The sequence below is a fragment of the Corallococcus sp. CA049B genome (assembly GCF_003611685.1).
In the GTDB taxonomy this organism is placed as follows: Bacteria; Myxococcota; Myxococcia; order Myxococcales; family Myxococcaceae; genus Corallococcus; species Corallococcus coralloides.
The window spans coordinates 48,312-68,114 of the sequence record NZ_RAWC01000022.1 but is presented as its reverse complement, the minus strand read 5'-3'; the positions used below and the strand labels follow the sequence as shown (position 1 = coordinate 68,114).

At 69.5% G+C, this 19,803-nt stretch carries 13 protein-coding genes; 3 read left to right on the top strand and 10 right to left on the bottom strand.

Annotated features, from left to right (window positions below; genetic code table 11):
* A partial coding sequence (locus tag D7W82_RS07800; RefSeq protein ID WP_233587369.1) for a rhomboid family intramembrane serine protease occupies positions 1-417 on the bottom strand: 417 nt, incomplete at its 3' end.
* A 228-nt stretch (positions 418-645) separates the two neighbouring features.
* On the opposite strand from D7W82_RS07800, the gene D7W82_RS07795 reads away from it, so the two are divergent.
* Positions 646-2,520, top strand: a complete 1,875-nt coding sequence (locus tag D7W82_RS07795) for an FHA domain-containing protein (RefSeq protein WP_120617719.1) — start codon at positions 646-648, stop codon at positions 2,518-2,520.
* Positions 2,521-2,589: 69 nt separating this feature from the next.
* Positions 2,590-3,183 (top strand): response regulator, encoded by a 594-nt coding sequence (locus D7W82_RS07790; RefSeq protein WP_014398871.1) that lies wholly within the window; start codon positions 2,590-2,592, stop codon positions 3,181-3,183.
* On the opposite strand, the gene D7W82_RS07785 is transcribed toward D7W82_RS07790, so the two are convergent.
* From D7W82_RS07785 to D7W82_RS07775, 3 genes are read right to left on the bottom strand one after another with little or no spacing between them, the layout of a single operon-like run.
* Positions 3,180-3,944: an enoyl-CoA hydratase/isomerase family protein gene (locus D7W82_RS07785; protein ID WP_120617718.1), complete on the bottom strand. Its 765-nt coding sequence runs from the start codon at positions 3,942-3,944 to the stop codon at positions 3,180-3,182. The genes D7W82_RS07790 and D7W82_RS07785 overlap by 4 nt on opposite strands.
* A 16-nt stretch (positions 3,945-3,960) precedes the next feature.
* On the bottom strand, positions 3,961-4,173 hold the full coding sequence (locus tag D7W82_RS07780; RefSeq protein ID WP_014398873.1) for a biotin/lipoyl-binding carrier protein: 213 nt from the start codon (positions 4,171-4,173) through the stop codon (positions 3,961-3,963).
* A gap of 27 nt (positions 4,174-4,200) precedes the next feature.
* Entirely contained in the window at positions 4,201-5,550 is a 1,350-nt protein-coding gene (locus tag D7W82_RS07775) for an acetyl/propionyl/methylcrotonyl-CoA carboxylase subunit alpha (protein ID WP_120617717.1), read from the bottom strand.
* A 173-nt stretch (positions 5,551-5,723) separates the two neighbouring features.
* Between D7W82_RS07775 and D7W82_RS07770 the strand changes: the two genes are divergently transcribed.
* A complete protein-coding gene (locus tag D7W82_RS07770) occupies positions 5,724-6,068 on the top strand; it encodes a hypothetical protein (protein WP_233585132.1) in 345 nt (114 codons plus the stop codon).
* 16 nt (positions 6,069-6,084) lie between these two features.
* On the opposite strand, the gene ftsZ is transcribed toward D7W82_RS07770, so the two are convergent.
* The 6 genes from ftsZ to murB all read right to left on the bottom strand — a co-directional run bounded on the left by ftsZ (position 6,085) and on the right by murB (position 19,802).
* The gene (ftsZ, locus tag D7W82_RS07765) at positions 6,085-7,320 is read right to left on the bottom strand and encodes a cell division protein FtsZ (protein ID WP_120617723.1); all 1,236 of its coding nucleotides are present in this window, start codon (positions 7,318-7,320) and stop codon (positions 6,085-6,087) included.
* 339 nt (positions 7,321-7,659) lie between these two features.
* The gene (locus tag D7W82_RS07760) at positions 7,660-15,303 is read right to left on the bottom strand and encodes an Ig-like domain-containing protein (protein ID WP_233587368.1); all 7,644 of its coding nucleotides are present in this window, start codon (positions 15,301-15,303) and stop codon (positions 7,660-7,662) included.
* Positions 15,304-15,646: 343 nt separating this feature from the next.
* On the bottom strand, positions 15,647-16,882 hold the full coding sequence (ftsA, locus tag D7W82_RS07755; RefSeq protein ID WP_014398878.1) for a cell division protein FtsA: 1,236 nt from the start codon (positions 16,880-16,882) through the stop codon (positions 15,647-15,649).
* 41 nt (positions 16,883-16,923) lie between these two features.
* On the bottom strand, positions 16,924-17,781 hold the full coding sequence (locus D7W82_RS07750; protein WP_120617715.1) for a cell division protein FtsQ/DivIB: 858 nt from the start codon (positions 17,779-17,781) through the stop codon (positions 16,924-16,926).
* A gap of 135 nt (positions 17,782-17,916) precedes the next feature.
* On the bottom strand, positions 17,917-18,873 hold the full coding sequence (locus D7W82_RS07745; RefSeq protein WP_120617714.1) for a D-alanine--D-alanine ligase: 957 nt from the start codon (positions 18,871-18,873) through the stop codon (positions 17,917-17,919).
* Positions 18,870-19,802 (bottom strand): UDP-N-acetylmuramate dehydrogenase, encoded by a 933-nt coding sequence (murB, locus tag D7W82_RS07740; RefSeq protein WP_120617713.1) that lies wholly within the window; start codon positions 19,800-19,802, stop codon positions 18,870-18,872. The genes D7W82_RS07745 and murB overlap by 4 nt, the downstream gene beginning before the upstream one ends.
* Position 19,803 lies beyond the last annotated feature (1 nt).

Here is a 19,803-nt window from a genome sequence, read left to right as displayed (position 1 = left end):
GTCCACGCCCACGCTCGTCCAGCCGAGCCACAGGAAGACGAGCACCGTGGGCAGCGCGCTCTCCCCGGAGAACCACCCCATGCGCGCTTTTCCGGCCCCGGTCCGGGCGCGCCGCCCCAGCACCAGCAGCGCCCCCACGCACCCGAACACCCACCCGGACGCCCCCACGCTCACCGTCGGAGACCACCAGAGCGAGCCCGTCATCGTCGCCAGCCCGGACACGGCGAGCAGCGCCACGTAGTCCCACCACCGGCACGAGCGCTCCACCGCCGTGCCCACCGCCGCGAACACCAGCAGGTTGAGGCCCAGGTGCAGGGCGTCCCGGTGCAGGAGGTTGGCCGTCAGCAGCCGCCAGCCCTGCCCCGCGTCCGTCACCAGGGGGCCGGACTTGGCCCCCCAGTGGATCAACGCATCCACTCCGGGTGGGCCTCCGGACGCCACCATGGTGTACAGAATGGCCTGCGCCGCGATCAGCGCTATCGTGAGCCCCGGTACCCTGCCCTCCCCACCCTTTCCGGCCAATCGACCGATGGACAACAGTGCCTCCCTGCCCCTGGGATGGGCGAAAAACCCTGTTGTTCTCGGGGGATACATGGCTTGTCTCGGTGAAGGGCATTCTGCTATAGCTGTACTCGGACCGGACCCGTGCTGAAGCTCATCATCGAAGACGACGAGGGGCGCAAGACCGTTGTTCCCTTCGTGCGCGACGAAATCACCATTGGCCGTCAGGAGGGGAACACCATCCGCCTGACCGAGCGGAACGTGTCACGTCGACACGCCCGGCTCGTGCGCCTCAATGGACACGTCGTGCTCGAAGACCTGGGGAGCTACAACGGCACCCGGATCAACGGCGAACGCGTCGCAGGCCAGCTCCCTCTCAAGGAGGGCGACCTCATCCAGATCGGCGACTACGATCTGGCGTTGCAGGTCGAGGGCGCGGCCAACGCTGCCGCCCCCACTGGCGCCATCACCGCCAAGGTGCCCGCCTCCCGCCGGCCGGAGCCGGAGCCCGAGGAGGAGGACGACGACGAGGTCGCCAGCGGTCCCCGTCCCCGCGACACCATGGTGGATGGTGAGGACGAGGCGGAGGACGACGACTCCGGCGACGAGCACGAGCACACGCCCGTGTCCGCGGATGCGCGCCGCAACGCCACGTCCATCATCCGCATGGACCAGATGGAGGCGGACCGGCCCCGGCGCGTGGAGCGCGTGCCCGAGGACGAGCAGCCCCGGCTGGTGGTGCTCGGCCCCGCCGAGTTCAAGGGCCAGGAGTACGACTGCAACCGCACGGAGCTGCGGATCGGCCGCACGTCGGAGAACGACGTGGCCCTGGACCACCGCTCGCTGTCCCGCACGCACGCGAAGGTCGTGCGCGAGGAGACCGGCGAGTGGCGCGTCATCGACATGCAGTCCGCCAACGGGATGACGGTCAACGGCGAGAGCTACGCCCAGGCGACGCTCGCGCACGGTGACATCATCGAGATGGGCCACGTGAAGCTGCGCTTCGTGGGGCCCGGGTCGCTGGAAGAGGACATCGCGGCGCAGGGCCGCGGCGGCTCCAAGAAGATGTGGGTGGCCGCGGTCATCGCGTTCCTGTCCGTTGGCGCGGGCGCGGCGCTCTTCGTGGTGAAGGGCCAGGACCTGCTGCCCAAGCCGCCGGACTCCACGCCTCCCGTGGTCGCCACGGATCCGCAGCCCATCCCGGAGCCGCCTCCGCAGACGAAGCCCCCGGAGACGAAGTCCCCGGAGGCCGTGGCCGCGAAGCCGCCCGCGACGCCGGACACGAAGGCCCCTGACGCGCCGAAGACTCCGGAGCCGGTGAAGCCCCCACCGGAGCCGCCGGCACAGAAGGTGACGGAAGAGGACTTCGCCACCGCGCTCAAGAGAGCCGACTTCGAGGTCGCGGGCGCCATCCTGAAGAGCCTGGGAGAAGGCGCCCGAGGCCCCCAGGCCCTCAAGGCGCAGACAGCGCGTGAGCGCCTGCTGGCCCAGGAGCGCGAGGCCGACAGCAACCTCACGGCCGCCCAGAAGGCCCTGGACGAAAGCAAGTTCAAGGAAGCGGCCGCCAGCTTCGCCAAGGTCCCCGCCGAGACGGTCTTCACCTCACGCTACGAGGGCGTGAAGCAGCGGCTCGAGGCCCAGGCGCCGCCGCAGCAGGAGACCGAAGCCGCCAGCGCAGCCACCCTGACGGCCGATGACGTGACGGCCGAAAGCCTGAAGACCCTGAAGCCGGCGGACGTCGCCAAGAACATCGAACCCATCAAGGCCAAGGTGCTCACCCTGGCCAAGACGGACCCCAACGGAGCCCTGTCGCTCGCCCAGGACTGCGCGGCGCGCGCCCCCAAGGTTCCCGAGTGCCACCTCATGCTGGGCGTGGTGCACGCCACGCTCAAGGACTTCAAGGCGAGTGAGCAGGCCTACAAGACCTTCCTCTTGCTCACGCCTGAGGGCTATCCGAAGCGCGACCTGGTGATCAAAGCCCTGAGCAAGGTCACCCAAGCAGCGTCCCAGGCTCAATAACCCCCCGCCGCCAACAACGGCGCATAGATCCCCGCAGCACTTCCCTCAACCCTGCAGCGAGGAGACGCTGTGCAGATTCGCATCCTGGTAGTTGATGACGAGCAGGACAACTGCGACTACCTCAAGCTCGTGCTGACCCGTGAAGGCTACGAGGTCGTCACCACCACGGACCCTACGCAGACGGTGGACATCCTCCGTGGCTCCGACTTCCATCTCGTCATCCTCGACATGATGATGCCGCAGATGTCCGGCACCGAAGTGCTGGAGCTGATCCGCAAGTACGACACGGACATCGCGGTCATCGTCGCTACGGCCTACCCCACCGTGGACACGGCCGTCGCGTCGCTCAAGGCGCAGGCGTCCGACTATGTGAAGAAGCCCATGGAGCCGGAGCAGTTCACGGCCGCCGTGCGCAACGCGCTGCAGAAGAAGGGCCTGTCCCAGGACCCGGAAGCCGACCTGCACCGCGCCATCGGCCGCACCATCCGCGACGCGCGCAAGACGCAGGAGCTCACGCTCAAGCAGCTGGCCCGCCGCACCGGATTGTCCGTGTCCCTGCTGTCCCAGATTGAACGCGCGGAGTCCTCCGCGTCCATCTCGTCGCTCTACAAGATCGCCTCCGCGCTGCAGCTGCGCATGGGCGAGCTGTTCGGCGACACCTAGCGGCCGTTGAAACGGGGCGCGCGCTTCTCCAGGAAGGCCGCGCGCCCCTCCTTCGCGTCGTCGCTGCCAAACGCCTCGCCGCGCACCTGACGCAGGTGCGCGACGTCCTCCGGGGACAGCCCGGAGCGCGCCAGCAGCCCGAACGCCTCCTTCATCCCCGACACCGCCTTCGGCGCCCCCGCGGCCAGCGTCGCGCACAGCGCCAGCGCGCGCGCTTCCGCGTCCTCGGGGCACTCATCCAGCAGGCCCCACGCGAGCGCCTCCGCCGCCGGCAGCCGCCGCGCGGTGAGGAACAGCTGCTTGGCGCGCGACAACCCCACCAGCCGCACCGCCCGCGCCAGCCCCTCCGGCGAGTACACGATGCCCAGCCGGGCTGGAGGCATGAGGAAGAACGCGCCGGAAGCGCCCACGCGGAAGTCGCAGGAGGCCGCCAGGTCGAAGCCCGCGCCCACCGCGCCGCCCTGCACCAGCGCCACCGACGGCGCCGGGTGCCGCTCCAGCTTCAGCAGGCACGCCACCAGCGGGTCATCCGGCAGCCGCCCGTCCGCGCCCGGCGGCCCCAGGTGCGTCAAGTCATAGCCCGCGCAGAAGTGCCCGCCCTGGCCGCGCACCAGCAGCGCGCGCACGTGGGCGGCCGGCTCCAGCGCCGCGTCCAGCCGGGCCAGCAACGCGTCATCCAGCGCGTTGCGCCGCGACGGGTTGGAGACGGTGAGCACCCGGACACCGCCCTCGCGATCCTCCACCTCCAGCGTGGGCTCCATCCGGTGAAGCCCGCGGCTACTCGAGCACCACGAGGACGTCACCCTCGTTGACCGCCTGCGCTTCCTTGCAGCGGATCTCCTTCACCGTGCCGCCCTCTTCGGCCTCCACGGGCATCTCCATCTTCATGGACTCGAGGATGACGAGCGTGGTGCCGGCATCCACCTTGTCACCCACCTTCACCTCGATCTTCCACACCGTGCCCGTGATGTGCGCCGCAACGTCCGCCATGAACCGTCCCTCCTCGGGGGAAAACTTTTAAGGCTTCGCGTGATGATCCAGGAAGTGCGTGTCCAGCTCACCGGCCGCGAAGGCCGGGTCCTTCAGGATGCGAAGGTGGAGCGGGATGTTCGTCTTGATGCCTTCGATGCGGAAGGACTCCAGGGCCTTCACCGCGCGGGCGATGGCCTCGTCGCGCGTGGCGCCGCTGATGATGAGCTTGGCGATCATCGGGTCGTAGTTCGGCGTCACCACGTCCCCTTCCGCGTAGCCGGAGTCCAGGCGCACGCCCTCGCCCGTGGGGGGCTGGAACACCTTCAGCGGGCCGGGGGACGGGAAGTACTTCACCGGGTCCTCCGCGTAGATGCGGAACTCCAGCGCGGCGCCTTTGCGCTTCACGTCCTCCTGCTTCACGGTGAGCTTCTCGCCCGCGGCGATGCGCAGCTGCCAGCCGATGAGGTCCAGGCCCGTGGTCAGCTCCGTCACCGGGTGCTCCACCTGGAGCCGGGCGTTCATCTCGATGAAGTACACCTGCCCGTCGGAGTACAGGAACTCCACCGTGCCCGCGTTGGCGTAGCCGAAGGCCTTCGCCGCCTTGACGGCCGCCGTGAAGAGCTCTTCCGCCAGGCCTGGGTTCCGTCCGTTGGCGAACAGCACCGACGGGGCCTCCTCCACCACCTTCTGGTGCCGGCGCTGGATGGAGCACTCGCGCTCCAGGCCGTGGATGAGGTGGCCGTGGGTGTCGCCCAATATCTGGACCTCGATGTGGCGGGGCGCCGGGAAGTAGCGCTCCAGGTACACGCCCTCGCGGCCGAAGGCGGCCTTCGCGCGGTCCGTGCACTGGCGGTACACCTTCTCCAGCTCCGCGGGGTCCTTCGCCGCCGCCATGCCAATGCCGCCACCGCCGCTGGCGGCCTTGCACAGCACCGGGTAGCCGATGCGCTCCGCGGCCTCCAGGGCGCTCTGCACGTCCGGCAGCACGCCGTCACTGCCGGGCACCACCGGCACGCCCGCGGCGGACACCAGCTTGCGCGCCTGGCTCTTGTCCTTCATCCGCGCCATGGCCTCCGGCGGCGGGCCCACGAAGGTCAGCCCCGCGTCCGCGCACGCCTGGGCGAACTCGCCGTTCTCCGACAGGAAGCCGTAGCCCGGGTGCACCGCCTGGGCGCCCGTCTTCTTCGCGGCCTCCAGGATGGCGGGGATGCTCAGGTAGCTGTCCTTCGCGGGCGCGGGGCCGATTCTCACGGCCTCGTCCGCCTCCTTCACGAAGGGCAGGTTCACGTCCGCGTCCGAGTGCACCGCCACCGTCTTCACGCCCATGCCCCGGGCCACCGCCCCGATGCGACGCGCGATTTCACCCCGGTTGGCGATGAGCAGCTTCTGGAACATGGCAGGCACCCTGGCGTGACGAAGGGCGGCCAAACTAACCCCCACCCCCTTGACTGACAAGCGTCCGGGCAGTCGCGCAACAGGTCCGTACAGTCCCGTAAATTTGCGGGCTTGCGAGGGCCTGGCGTACCTTGCCCGACGTGAATCCCCCGTCGACAGGAACGCACAGCGTCGTGGACCTGCATGGTGCCCGTCGCGCCCGCCGTCTGGACTTGTACCGGAACCGGCTCAACCAGCGGCAGCAGGACACCCGCGCCAATCTGGTGACGCTCTACGAGGGCGGCACCCTCTTCACGCCCGACGGCACGCAGCAGGGCCGCTCCCTGCTCAAGGCGCTGCAGCTCTTGCAGCGCGCAGGCACCCGCCTGGAGGAGCTGTCCGGCGACGGGCTGCTGCCCGCCCCTAGCGCGTCGGAGCGCATCGACGCGCTCTACGACGAGGTGGACGGACTGTTCACCAAATGCGACCGCCTCACCGGCAGGGGCACGGCGAGCGTCGCCCGCCTCCCCCGCGGTTAGCGTCCCCGCTGCCTGACTACGGCAGCTCCGTCTGGCCCTGGCGGCGCAGGAACGTGGGGATGTCGAACTGATCCTCGTCCAGGGGCAGCGCCGCGTCCTTCACCACGGCCGTGCGCGCGCTCTGCATGGACGACTTGGGCGCCTCCACCGTGGACATGGCCGGACGGGGCGCGCTCTTCGCGGGCACCAGGCTGGCCACCTCCTCACGCGTCGAGGACAGCACGGACGGCGGCGTGGAGGGACGGCCCACCAGCGGCACCTGCACCACCTGCGGCATGGAGCGAACCTTGGGCGCGTCCCGGTGCACGAAGCCCGTGGCGATGATGGTGATCTTCACCTCGTCCTGGATCTGCTCGTCGATGAGCGACCCGAAGATGATCTCCGCCTCGCCGTCCGCCGAGTCGTGCACCAGCGTCAGCGCCTCGTTGACCTCCTGAAGGGTCATGTCGCGGCCGCCGGTGATGTTGATGAGCAGGCCGGTGGCGCCGTCGATGGAGACGTCCTCCAGCAGCGGGCTGGAGATGGCCTGCTGCATGGCGGTGATGGCGCGGCGGTCACCACAGGCGTGGCCCGTGCCCATGAGCGCCAGGCCCTTGTCACTCATGATGGTCTTCACATCCGCGAAGTCCACGTTGATGTAGCCGTGGTACTGGATGAGGTCGCTGATGCCCTGCACGGCGTTGAGCAGGACCTCGTCGGCGCGCTTGAAGGTCTCCAGGAGCGGCATGGGCTCGTTGGAGAGCGACAGCAGGCGCTGGTTGGGGATGGTGATGAGCGTGTCCACCGCGGCCTTGAGCTCCACGATGCCCTGCTCGGCCTGCTTGCGGCGCTTGTTGCCTTCGAAGAGGAAGGGCTTGGTGACGACGCCCACCGTGAGGCAGCCCAGGCTCTTGGCGATGTCCGCGATGATGGGCGCGGCGCCCGTGCCGGTGCCACCGCCCATGCCCGCGGTGACGAAGACCATGTCGGCGCCTTCCAGCACCGCGGCGATCTGATCGCGCGACTCCAGGGCGGCCTCGCGGCCCATCTCCGGGTTGGCGCCGGCGCCCAGGCCCTTGGTGAGCGCCTGGCCCAGCTGCAGCCGGGTGGGCGCCTTGCTCGCGGCGAGCGCCTGGACATCGGTGTTGGCGGCGATGAAGTCGACGCGATCCAGCTTCGACAGAATCATCGTGTTGACCGCGTTGCAGCCCGCCCCGCCCGCGCCCACGACACGAATCTTCGCGGCCTGCTTGTTCTGCTCGAACTGGTCCATGTCGTCCTCGTGGCGGAAGCACCGCGGCGCCGTCCGCGGAAACACCCACCCTCGACAATCATCAGGAAGTCGGGCGCTTTGGCAAGTATTCCGCTACCAGCCTGTAGCGCCCTGCTGCGCGACCGAGTCCTGACGCCCACTTACGCGAATGGCATCAGCGGCCATGCGGACATCGCGCGGATGTAAACACCCTCTTGACTCGCGTCCGCTGACTCGCCGTGACCAGTTGTGCGCGCCTTCCGCGCACGCGTGACGTGACAGGACGGGGCGCGGATGACGAAAAGGCCCGGCTCCCTCGGGGGAACCGGGCCTTCCGTGTTTCATTCCTGAAGTGAAGCGCTACGGGGCGGGCTTCTCCACTTCCACCTTGCCCAGCTTCACGATGTTGAACTCCACGCGGCGGTTGTTCTCACGGCCCGCGGCCGTCTTGTTCGTGTCCACCGGCTTCGACTCACCGAAGCCCTCGGAGTCCAGGCGCTCCGCGGCGATGCCCTCGTTGACGAGGAACGTCTTCACGCTGGCGGCGCGGCGCTTGGACAGGTCCAGGTTGGCGGCGTCGTTGCCCTGGCTGTCCGTGTGGCCCTCGATGCGCAGCAGCTCCACCTGCGGGTTGGCGCGCAGCACTGCGGCCACCTGCTTCAGGATGGGGAACGAGCGCGGCAGGATGACGTCCTTGCTCGTGGCGAAGTAGACCTTCTCCAGGATGAAGATGCGCTCGCCCTCGACGAGCACCTTCACCTTGCCCTTGTCCGGGCAGCCGTCCTCGTCATCCACGCCGTTGATGGTCTCCGGCTCCAGCGGGCACTTGTCCGCGACGTCGGGAATGCCGTCCTTGTCGTTGTCCGGATCCGGGCAGCCGTCCTCGTCCTGGAAGCCGTCCTTGTCCTCGGGCGCGTTGGGGCACTTGTCGTCCGGGTCCATCAGGCCGTCGCCGTCGGAGTCCACCGGCGCGGGCGGAGGCGGCACGGGCTTCGTGTCCGGGCAGCCGTCGGCGTCCTCGAAGCCGTTCACGGTCTCCGGCTCGTTGGGGCACTGGTCGGCCGTGTCCAGGATGCCGTCGCCGTCGTTGTCCGGGTCGGCGCAGCCGTCCTGGTCCTGGAAGCCGTCGAAGTCCTCGGGGCCTTCCGGGCACACGGGCTTCGGAGGCGCCGCGGCGCGCTCCGGGGCGGTGTAGGCCACGGACGCGAGCACGCGGAAGGTCGGCGTGCCGTAGCCGTGGGTGAGGCCCGGGCCCGCGCCCACCTGCGCGGAGAGGCCAGTCGGCGCGCGGTACTTCAGGGCCGCGAGCAGCTCCAGGGGACGCTCCTCCTCGTTCTGCTGCTTGAAGCCCATCGCGCCCACCAGCGAGGCCTGGGCGGCCAGCGGCGAATCCCCCAGCGGAACCTCCGCGCCCACCCCGTACGCCAGCGCGCTGCCGACGTTCAGGTTGCGCAGCTGCTCCGACTTGCGGAGGTCCACGCCCACGTTGGCGAGGATGCGGAAGCGCTTGCCGTACTCCGCCACCACGCGCGGGTTGACGGACACGCCGGACCCGCCGAGGAAGTCCGACGCCCCCCCCGTGGGCAGCGAGATGGGCAGCACCACGGACACGCCGTAGTCGTCGCCATCCAAGAGCCGCGCCTTCGGGATGAGGCGCAGGTCGCCGATGCCGCCCCCGCTCACCCCGTTGGCGAAGGAGGAGTCCACGGCCGGCGAGTTCTCCGAGCCCTGGAGGGTGATGGGCAGCACGACGCCGATTTCGAACCGGTCGAAGAGGCCGACGGCGCCCATCAGGTCGAAGCCCACCTGGCTCTTCACCACGGAGGTGACGTACGTGTCCGAGCGGGGGTCGAAGAAGTTGAGCGGCTTGTCGGCGTAGTTGACCGACAGCCCCACGTTCCACCCCAGGTGCCGCTGCACCTTCGCGCCGTGCACCGCGAGCACGTCCGCGACGCCCGGGCCCGGCTTGTACTGCTGCACGTCGATGGCCTGCGACACGGCGGTGGCCTGCGCGTGTGCGGTAGAGCCCGCGAACAGCGCCATGACGAACACGGCGACCGCCCCACCCGCGCGCGCCAGGAGGTCCCCGGCGCGGCGGAAGCGGCGGCCCACCAGGGGCAGCGCCAGCAGCATCAGCGCGAAGGGCGCCAGCGAACCGGAGCCGCCCGTGTTGCAGCCGTGGCCCACGACCAGGAAGTCATCGTTGGCGTCGAGCGGATCCGAGCCGCCCTTCACCTCCGTGCCGTCGTCGATGCCGCCCTGGTCGGTGTCCTTCATGTTCGGATCCGTCTCCGTGGCGTCACGGCGGCCGTCGTGGTTGGCGTCCTCTTCGCCGTCCTTCAGGCCGTCGCCGTCCGTGTCCGGGTTCTTCGGGTCCGTCTTCGTCGAGGGGTCCGCGTCCGGCTTGAAGTTCGGGGACGACGTGTCGGTGCCCGGCGGAGCGGTCTCCACCGTGACGCCCATCTCCGTGCCGTCGTTGATGCCGTCGTTGTCGCTGTCCGGGTCGAGCGCGTCGATGGTGCCGTCGCCGTCCGTGTCGGTCAGCCCGTCGAGGCCGTCCGGCACGCCGTCGTCGTCGGTGTCGGAGTCGAACGGATCCGTCCCGTTCTCCCGCTCCGTGGCGTTGTCGATGCCGTCGCCGTCCGCGTCCTGGTCGTCCGCCGGGTTGAGCGGGTCGGACTCCTCCACGTCCACGCGGCCGTTGTGGTTCCAGTCCTCGATGCCGTCGAACACGCCGCCCTTGTCGGTGTCAGGGTCGAGCGGGTTCGTCTTGGTGTCGGGGTCCTGGTCCGCCTTGAACTTCGTCGGGTCGGTGTCCGTGCCCTGCGGCTGGGTGAGGCCCAGCTCCAGGCCGTCAGTCAGGCCGTCTCCATCCGTGTCGATCTTGTTCGGATCCGTCTCGGTCGGGTCCACCTTGCCGTCGTGGTTGGCGTCCTCGTTGCCGTCGGTGAGACCGTCGTCATCCGAGTCGTCGTCCAGCGGGTTGGTCTTCGTGGACGGGTCCTTGTCCGCCACGAACTTGGACGGGTCGGTGTCGTCGCCCTCGGGCACGGTGAAGCCCAGCTCCACGCCGTCGGTCAGGCCGTCGCCGTCGGTGTCCGGGTTGTTCGGGTCGGTCTCGTCGGCGTCGACGACGCCGTCGTGGTCCTTGTCCTCGTTGCCGTCGAGGATGCCGTCGTCATCCGAGTCGTCGTCGAGCGGATCCGTGCCGCCCACCTTGACCTCGATGCCGTCGGGGATGCCGTCGCCGTCGGTGTCCGGGTTGTTCGGGTCGGTGCCCTCGGCGACCTCCTCCTCGTCCGTCAGGCCGTCGTTGTCCGTATCCACCGTGCCCGACTGGTTGACGGTGAAGGTGGTGGTCGCGGTCGTGCTGTTGGTGGTGCCATTCGTGGACACCGCCGTGACGGTGTACGTGCCGTCCGCCAGCGGGCCCGGCAGCGCCACGGTCCAGTTACCGCCGGTCAGCGTTGCGGGATAGTTGGTGCCATTGAACGTGACCGTGACGCTGGTCGCGTTCGCGGCGGTGCCCGTCACCGTCACGTTCGGGTTCGTCACCGTGGAGCCGTTGACCGGCGAGGTGATGGCCACCGTCGGAGCGGCCGTGTTCACCGTGAAGGTGGAGGTCGCGGTCGTGCTGGTGTTGCCCACCGCGTCCACCGCCACCGCCGTCACCGTGTACGTGCCGTTGGCCAGCGGGCCGGGCAGCGCCTGGCTCCAGCTACCGGAGGCATCCACCGCGATGGGGCCGTAGTCCGTGCCCTGGAAGGACACGGTCACGCTGGTCGCACCGCCCGCGGTCGTGCCGGTGACCGTGACGTTGGCGCCCACCGTGGAGTTGTTGGCCGGAGTGCTGATGGCCACCGTCGGGCTGGTCGTGTCCACCGTGAAGGTGGTGCTGTCCGGCGTGCTCTCGTTGCCAGCCGCGTCCGTGGACACCGCGGTCACGGTGTACGTGCCATCCGCCAGCGGGCCGGGCAGCGCCTGGCTCCAGTTGCCGGAAGCATCCACCGTGATGGGGCCGTAGTCATTGCCTTCGAAGGTGAGCGTCACGGAGGTGGCGCCCACTGAGGTACCGGTGACGGACACCGTGTTGGAGGCCACCGTCGTGCCGTCCACCGGCGCGGTGATGTCGACTTCCGGCGCCGTCAGGTCGACCGTGAAGGTGGTGCTGTCCGGCGTGCTGGTGTTGCCCGCCGCGTCCACGGCCACCGCGGTCACGGTGATGGAGCCCTCCGGCAGGGACACCGGCAACTGGTAGCTCCAGTTACCCGTGCCATCCACGGGGATGGGGCCGTAGTTCGTGCCGTTGTAGGTCAGCGTCACGGACGTCGCGCCCGTGGAGATACCCGTCACCGTCACCGTGCTGGTGCCAACCGTCGTGCCAGACACCGGAGTGCTGATCTCCACCGTCGGCGCGGTCAGGTCCACCGTGAAGGTGGTGGTCGCGGTCGCGCTGGTGGTACCCGCGCCATTCACGGACACCGCGGTCACGGTGTACGTGCCCTCTGCCAGGGGGCCGGGCAGCGGGTAGCTCCAGGTGCCGTCACCATTGACCGTGACGGGGCCATGGCTGGCGCCATCGAACGTGAGCGTCACGGAGGTCGCGTTGGTCGTCGTGCCGGTGACCGTCACCGTGCTGGTGTTCAGCGAGCTGCCGGTCAGCGGATTGGAGATGGCGACCGTGGGGACCGTCAGGTCCACCGTGAAGGTGGACTCGTCCGGCGTGCTCTCGTTGCCCGCCGCGTCCACGGACACAGCGGTCACGGTGTGGGAGCCCGGCGGCACGGCCAGGGGCAGCGTGTAGCTCCAGTTGCCCGCGCCATCCACGGGGATGGGGCCGTAGTCCGTGCCGTTGTAGGTCAGCGTCACGGACGTCGCGCCCGAGGCCGTACCGGTGACGGTCACCGTGCTGGTACCGATGACGTCGCCGTCGCCCGGAGTGCTGATTTCCACCGTCGGCGCGGTCAGGTCCACCGTGAAGGTGGAGCTGTCCGGCGTGCTGGTGTTGCCCGCCGCGTCCACGGCCACCGCGGTCACAGTGTACGTGTTCTCGGCCAGGGGGCCGGGCAGCGGGAAGCTCCAGCTGCCGTCACCGTTGACCGTGATGGGGCCGTAGCTCGCGTTGTCGAAGGTCAGCGTCACGGTCGTCGCGCCCACGGACGTGCCCGTCACCGTCACGTTCGGGGTGTTGATCGTCGAGCCGTCCGTCGGGGTGATGATGGCCACCGTCGGAGGCGTCTGGTCCACCGTGAAGGTGGAGGAGGCCTGGGTGCTGTTCGTGCCCTGGGCGTTCGTGGACACAGCCGTCACGGTGTACGTGCCATCCGCCAGCGGGCCGGGCAGCGCCACGGTCCAGTTACCGCCGGTCAGCGTGGCAGGGTAGTTCGTGCCGTTGAACGTGACCGTCACGCTGGTCGCGTTCGCGGCCGTGCCCGTCACCGTCACGTTGGGGTTCGTCACCGTCGAGCCGTTGGCCGGGATGCTGATGGCTACCGTCGGCGCGGGCACGTTCACCGTGAAGGTGGAGGAAGCCTGGGTGCTGTTGGTCGTGCCGTTCGAAGACACCGCGGTCACGGTGTACGTGCCATTGGCCAGTGGGCCCGGCAGCGCCACGGTCCAGTTACCGCCGGTCAGCGTTGCGGGATAGTTCGTGCCCTGGAAGGTCACGGTCACGGACGTGGCGTTCGCAGCCGTACCGGTCACCGTCACGTTGGGGTTGTTCGTCGTGGAGCCGTTGGCCGGGGTGCTGATGGCCACTGTCGGGCCCGCCACCGTGAAGTTGGAGGTGGCCGTGCTGCTGTTGGTCGTGCCGTTCGAGGACACCGCGGTCACGGTGTACGTGCCGTTGGCCAGCGGGCCGGGCAACGCCACCGTCCAGTTATTGCCGGTCAGCGTGGCGGGGTAGTTCGTACCCTGGAAGGTGACGGTCACGCTGGTCGCGTTCCCGGCCGTGCCGGTCACCGTCACGTTCGGGTTCGTCACCGTCGAGCCGTTGGCCGGGGTGCTGATGGCCACTGTCGGGCCCGCCACCGTGAAGTTGGAGGTGGCCGTGCTGCTGCTGGTCGTGCCGTTCGAGGACACCGCAGTCACGGTGTACGTGCCGTTGGCCAGCGGGCCCGGGAGCGCCACGGTCCAGGTACCGCCGGTCAGCGTGGCGGGGTAGTTCGTGCCCTGGAAGGTCACCGTCACACTGGTCGCGTTCGCGGCCGTGCCGGTCACCGTCACGTTCGGGTTGCTCGTCGTCGAGCCATTGGCCGGGGTGCTGATGGCCACCGTCGGCGTCGCCGCGGCGGTGATGGTGAAGGTGTTGGTGTTGCTCTTGGGGCTCGCCTGGCCGTTGACCTCCGCGTACGCGTACACGGTGTGAGCCGCGACGGTGAGCTGGGTCGTGGGCGTGAAGGTCCAGTTGCCCAGGGCATCCGACGTCGTCCGGCCAATCTCCACGTTGTCCACGATGACGACGATGGTCGTGTTCACCGGGCCCGTGCCGCTGATGACGGGCGTCTGGTTGGACGTGGTGGAGCCGTTGGCCGGCGTGGTGACCACCGGAACCGCGGGCACGGTCAGCGCGGACGTGAGCGTGTTGACCACGCCGACATTGCCCGCCGCGGAGCCGTACGTCGCGCCGTCATAGATAGAGCCCGCGAGCGCCTGCGTGCCCGGCGCACCGCCCGAGGTCTCCGTGGCCGCCACGGTGTTGCAGTTGATGGTCGCGCCCTGGAGGAAGATGTTGCCGCCTCCCGCGCCTCCGCCCGTCCCGTGCTCGTCCGCGGAGCTGATGCCGCCACGGCCGCCCTTCGCGGAGATGTTGCCGGGGTTGCAGGTCAGGTTGCCATTGAAGCGCAGGGACAACGTACCGCCCGCGCCACCGCCACCCGCCGCGTCATTATCCGAGTCGCCGCCCGCCGCGCCGTCCGCATTGATGACACCGGCGCCCGCGAGCGAACCGCCGCGGATGAACACGGCACCACCCGCGTTGCCGCCACCACCGCCCACTCCGTCGTTGCCATGACCCGAACCGCCACCGCCGCCGAACAGCACGCGCGTCGGAGGCAGGAAGTTCATCTTCGCGCCGCCCAGGCCGCCCACCGGGCGCGCCGGGGCGGTGTCACCCGTCCACGTCCGGCCGCCGATACCGCCCTGGCCGCCGTTGCCGCCGCCGCCACCGCCGGAGTTGTGGCAGATGCCGGCGCCGCCCGCGTTGAGGATGTTGCCCCGGCCCGTGATGCCCTCGGCATCAGGGTACGCCGCCGGCAGCTTGAAGCGACCCGGCACCACGCCTTCTCCCTTGATGGCTCCGCCCGGATACACCTCGTCGAACTCCGTGCAGTTGTCGCCGTCCCCGTTGAAGTACGTCGCGCCACGGAAGCCCGCGCCACTGGCGGAGATGGTGCCGTTATTGATGACCGCGCCCTGGGCCAGGAACACCACGATGCCGCCCAGGCTGTCGATCTGGTCCTCGTCGTTGGACCAGCCCTTGGCGACGATGCGGCCCCCCGCACTGACGGTCACCGTCGTGTACTCGGGCACGCGGATGGCCTGGGCCGCGGTGCGGCGGGCCAGCTCGTCATCGTCCGGGCCGCCCAGGAACGGCACCGTGAGGGGCGAACCGAAGGTGAGGCGCGTGCCCGTCAGCGCCGTCACGCGCGCGAACTGCCAGCGGCCCACCGGGTCTGCTGAGAAGTCGAACGGCCCCTGGTTACCGGACGTCACCGGGCCCGCATAGCCGGTGGTCTGGTACACCATCACCAGGTCGCCGGCGGCGAAGCCCGTCGTGTCCGTCACCTCCACGAACGACTGCCCGGCGTTCGCGGGCTCCGTCAGTCGCGCGTAGGTGTTGATGGTCAGCGTCTGGCCGGCGCCGACCGTCAGCGCACCGTTGTGGCCATTGCCCAGGCCGAAGGTGTCAGGTTCCGCGTAGGCGGGTGGCGCCAACAGCACGGCACACAGCAGGGCCAACAGGCCTGCGGCCGAGCGGCGAAGTCCCGTGAGGGGCGTCAGCAACCGCGAAGTCTTTTGTGGAGTCATAAGGTCAGAGGCTCACCAGGAATGGAGAAATCCGTTCCGGGAGCCACGGGCTCCCATAGCAAGCCGGAAGCCATCCTCTGTCGAATTCCCAATCCGTCCAAATCCTGGAACTTGCACGACTGGCCGCCCGTACCTACGGCGGGAGTCCTGAAGCCGGATCCAGATTCCGGAATCTGGAAGACACTCCGCGTCCTGGACAGACGCGTCAGCGTCCCCCTCTGACACGTCAATCCAGTTCCCGGACACGCGCCTCCAGAAACGCGAAAAGGCCCCCGAAGGGGCCTCCTGGCTCAGCGCGTCAGCGGCGCCGGAAACCGTCCTAGAAGATCTCTTCCAACCACTCGCGCATCCGGCCCTTCACCTTCTTGTAGACGTTGCCGTCCTCGCGGATGCGGAACATGCGGCGGTCCATGTGCTTGGCTCCGTAGACCACGAGGCCCACGCCCGTGGCGTACATGGGGCTCTTCACCACGTCCACCAGGCCGCCAATGCCGCGCGGCATGCCCCGGCGCACCGGCAGGCCCAGCACCTCTTCCGCCAGCTCCGGCATGCCCGCGAGCAGCGTGCTGCCACCCGTGATGACGATGCCGGACGCGAGCAGGTCCTCGTAACCGCACTTCTGGATCTCCCGGTGCACCAGCTGGAAGATCTCCTCCACGCGCGGCTCCAGGATCTCCGACAGAATCTGCCGGCCCAGGACGCGCGGCTGACGGCCGCCCACGCTGGGCACTTCAATCGTCTCGTCCTTGTTGATCATGGACGCGAGCGCGCAGCCGTACTTCTGCTTGATGCGCTCGGCCTCGTGCGCGGGGGTGCGCAGGCCGATGGCGATGTCGCTCGTCAGGTTGTTGCCGCCCAGGGCGATGACGGCCGTGTGGACGATGGAGCCGCCGGAGAAGATGGCGATGTCCGTGGTGCCGCCGCCGATGTCGACGAGGCACACGCCCAGCTCCTTCTCGTCCTCGCTCAGCACCGCCTCGGCGGAGGCCAGCGGCTGGAGCACGATGTCGGAGACGTTCAGGCCGGTGCGGTTGGCGCACTTGACGATGTTCTGCGCGCTGGAGACGGCGCCCGTGACGATGTGCACCTTGGCCTCCAGGCGCACGCCGGCCATGCCCAGGGGCTCCTTGATGCCGCCCTGGTCGTCGATGATGAACTCCTGCGGCAGGACGTGGATGACCTCCCGGTCCAGGGGGATGGCCACCGCCTTCGCCGCGTCGATGACGCGCGCGATGTCCGCGTCGCGGACCTCCTTGTCCTTCACCGCGACGATGCCCTGGGAGTTGAAGCCCTTGATGTGGCCGCCGGCGATCCCCGTGTAGACGTGGGAGATCTCCGCCCCGGCCATCAGCTCGGCCTCCTCCACAGCGCGCCGGATGGACGACACCGTGGCCTCGATGTTGACCACGACGCCCTTGCGCAATCCCTTCGACGGATGCGTGCCGATACCGATGATGTCGATACCGCTATCGGTCAGCTCGCCGACGATGGCGCAGATCTTCGTCGTGCCGATGTCCAGGCCGACGATGATCTCCCCCGACTTCTGCTTCGCCATGACTCCTCCCAGGCTCCCTCACTTTCGTGAAGGAAGCATCCTCACTGCGTCGAGTCCCCGCTCCGCACGGAGTCGGACCCACTCGAAAGCCTCACCGCCACCCAACCCGGTCGGGCACGGTTATCCAGGCGAATGATCGCGGCTGCAAGCCCCCTTGTACTGAGCTCGCGTCGAACGCGCGCCAGCCGCTGGAGCTTGACTTCCGTATCGCCAGCACCGAGGCGCACCTCCTGCCCCGTCGCCGTCACCAGCGCAAGCCCGGTGTTCTCCAGGCGCACCTCGGACAGCCGGTCGGATCGCCCCGGCGACAGCCGCGCATAAGCACGGGTTACATCCAGCGCCTCGCGGAACTTCGAACGCACCGCGTCCGGGTCCGCCACGTACGCATCGCGCTCCACGCCCGTGACGAGCGGCAAATCCAACCCGTCCCCCGGGGTGACGCGCTTGAAGGGCTCGCCCTCGTCGTCCAGCACGTACAGGTCGCCCAGCACCGCCAGCGCCGCGGGCGCGTGCTCCGTCACCTCCACGGACACCCCGCGAGGAAACCGCCGCGTCACCTCCACCGTGCGCACCCAGGGGTGCTGGCCCATGGACCGCGCCAGCGCGGCCGGGTCCAGCGTCCACAGGTTCTGCCCCGCGGTGAGCCCGGACAGCTTCAGGAGCTCCGGGCGCGACGCGCGCTCCAGGCCGGTGAAGTTCACCGACTCCAGCGCGAAGCGCGGCGACACCACCGCCCAGGCGCGCAGCTCGATGCCGCCCCAGATGAGCCCCGCCGTCGCCACCGCCAGCCCCAGCGCCTTCGCCACCGACGGCCCGTGCGAACGGACCGCGCCCTTCACCGCGTCATTGCGCGGTGCGGCGTCCAGGCGGCGGCGGTTCTTGGATTTTCCGAAGGCCATGACTAGGGAGGCGCATGCTGCGTGCGGACATCGAACCACGCCAGTTTTTGGCTACAGGCACGTCGCTGTAGCGGCATGGGGGGACCACCCCGGCCCCGCAAGAGACCGGAACTCCAGGAAAGAACGCGGAGCGGCTCAAGCCTTGAGTGAAGCGCCCTGGAGCAGCCGCTCACAGAGGGCCGGGAAGTCGATGCCCCGCCCCGCCGCGATCTTGGGCAGGAGGCTGGAGGCCGTCATTCCGGGCAGCGTGTTGATTTCCAGCAGGAACACGTCGCCACTCTCCGTGACGATGACGTCCGAGCGCGACCCCCCGGAGCACCCCAGCGCCTTGTGGGCGCCCAGGGAGACCTCGTTGACGCGCGCGTACAGGTCCGGGGGCAGCGGCGCGGGGAAGAGATACTGAGTACCGCTGCCGGCCTTGTACTTGGCTTCGTAGTCGTAGAACTCGCGGGCGGCCTTCACTTCAATGACGCCCAGGGCCTCGTTGTCCAGCACCCCGCCCTGCACTTCCCGGCCCTTGATGAACTGCTCCACCAGGAGCGTGCCGGCGTGCTTCGAGGCGTCCTGGACGGCGGCGGTGTACTCCTCGCGCGTCTTGCAGATGTGCACGCCCACGCTGCTGCCCTCGCGGCTGGGCTTCACCACCACCGGGAAGGGGAACGGCAGCCGGTCCGCCTCCGCGAGCGCTCCTTCCGCCGAGTCGAAGGCGCGGTAGGGCGGCGTGGGGATGCCGCGCGCGACGAAGATCTCCTTCGCGTACACCTTGTCCATGCCCACGGCGGAGGCCATCACGCCGCTGCCGGTGTAGGGGATGAACATGGCCTCCAGGAGGCCCTGGATGCAGCCGTCCTCGCCGAAGCGGCCGTGCAGCGCGAGCCACGCCACGTCCACCTTCTCCGCGATGAGGCGCGCGGGCAGGTCCTTGCCCACGTCGATCTCCACCACGTCGTAGCCCAGCCCCTTGAGGGCGCCCGACACCGCGGCGCCCGTGCGCAGCGACACCTCGCGCTCGCTGGAGAGGCCGCCATACAGCACGCCGACGCGCCTGGCCTTCAACTCAGCGGGGGTGAAGCCTCGGGGACCGGTGGTCATGGCAGGAAGACTCCGACGAATTTGACTTCGGGGTGCATGACGACGCCGGAGGCTTCCTTCACCCGCTCTTGCATCAGGGTGATGAGGCCCCGCACGTCGCGAGCGGCCGCGCCGCCCAGGTTGACGATCCAGTTCGCGTGCAGGGTGGACACCTGCGCGCGCCCCAGGGTGTGCCCCTTCAGGCCCACGAGTTCAATGAGCCGCCCGGCGTGGTCGCCCGGCGGGTTGGTGAACACGCTGCCGAAGTTGGGCTGACTCAAGGGCTGCGTGCGCTTGCGGTAGCCCAGGTCCGCGTCCATGGCCGCCTTGCTGGCCACGACATCGCCCTTGGGAAGATGGAAGCGCACGCGGGTGACGATACCTCCGGCGGGCAGCGTGGCGTGACGGTAGGTGTGGGGCACCTGCGCTTTCGTCAGCCACCCCACCCCGTCCGCGGTGGCGACTTCAATCGCCTCCACCACGCGGAAGCACTCGCCGTTCTTGGTGCCGGCGTTCATGGTGACGGCGCCGCCCAGGGTGCCGGGGATGCCCGCGAGGAACTCCGCGCCCACCAGGCCCTGCGCGCGCATCACGTTGACGAGCCGCGCAATGGCCGCGCCCGTGCCCAGCGTCACCCGGCCGTCGTCCGGGCCCACGTCCAGCGCCTCCGGGAACAAATCCGGAGGCAGCTTCACGGTGAGCCCCGGCACGCCGCCGTCGCCCACCAGCGTGTTGGCCCCGCCGCCCAGCACCGTCACGGGGAGGCCCTCGTCGCGGGCCAGGCGCAAGAGGTCCACCAGCGCGTCCGGTGAGCGCGGACGCACCAGCGCCTCCGCCGGTCCGCCCACGCGCACGCTGATGAGCGGCGCCAGGGGCTCGCCCGGCTTGACGTCCAGGCCCGGCAGCCGCGCCACGCGCGCCGCCAGCGGTGTCACCTCGCCCGGCTGCATT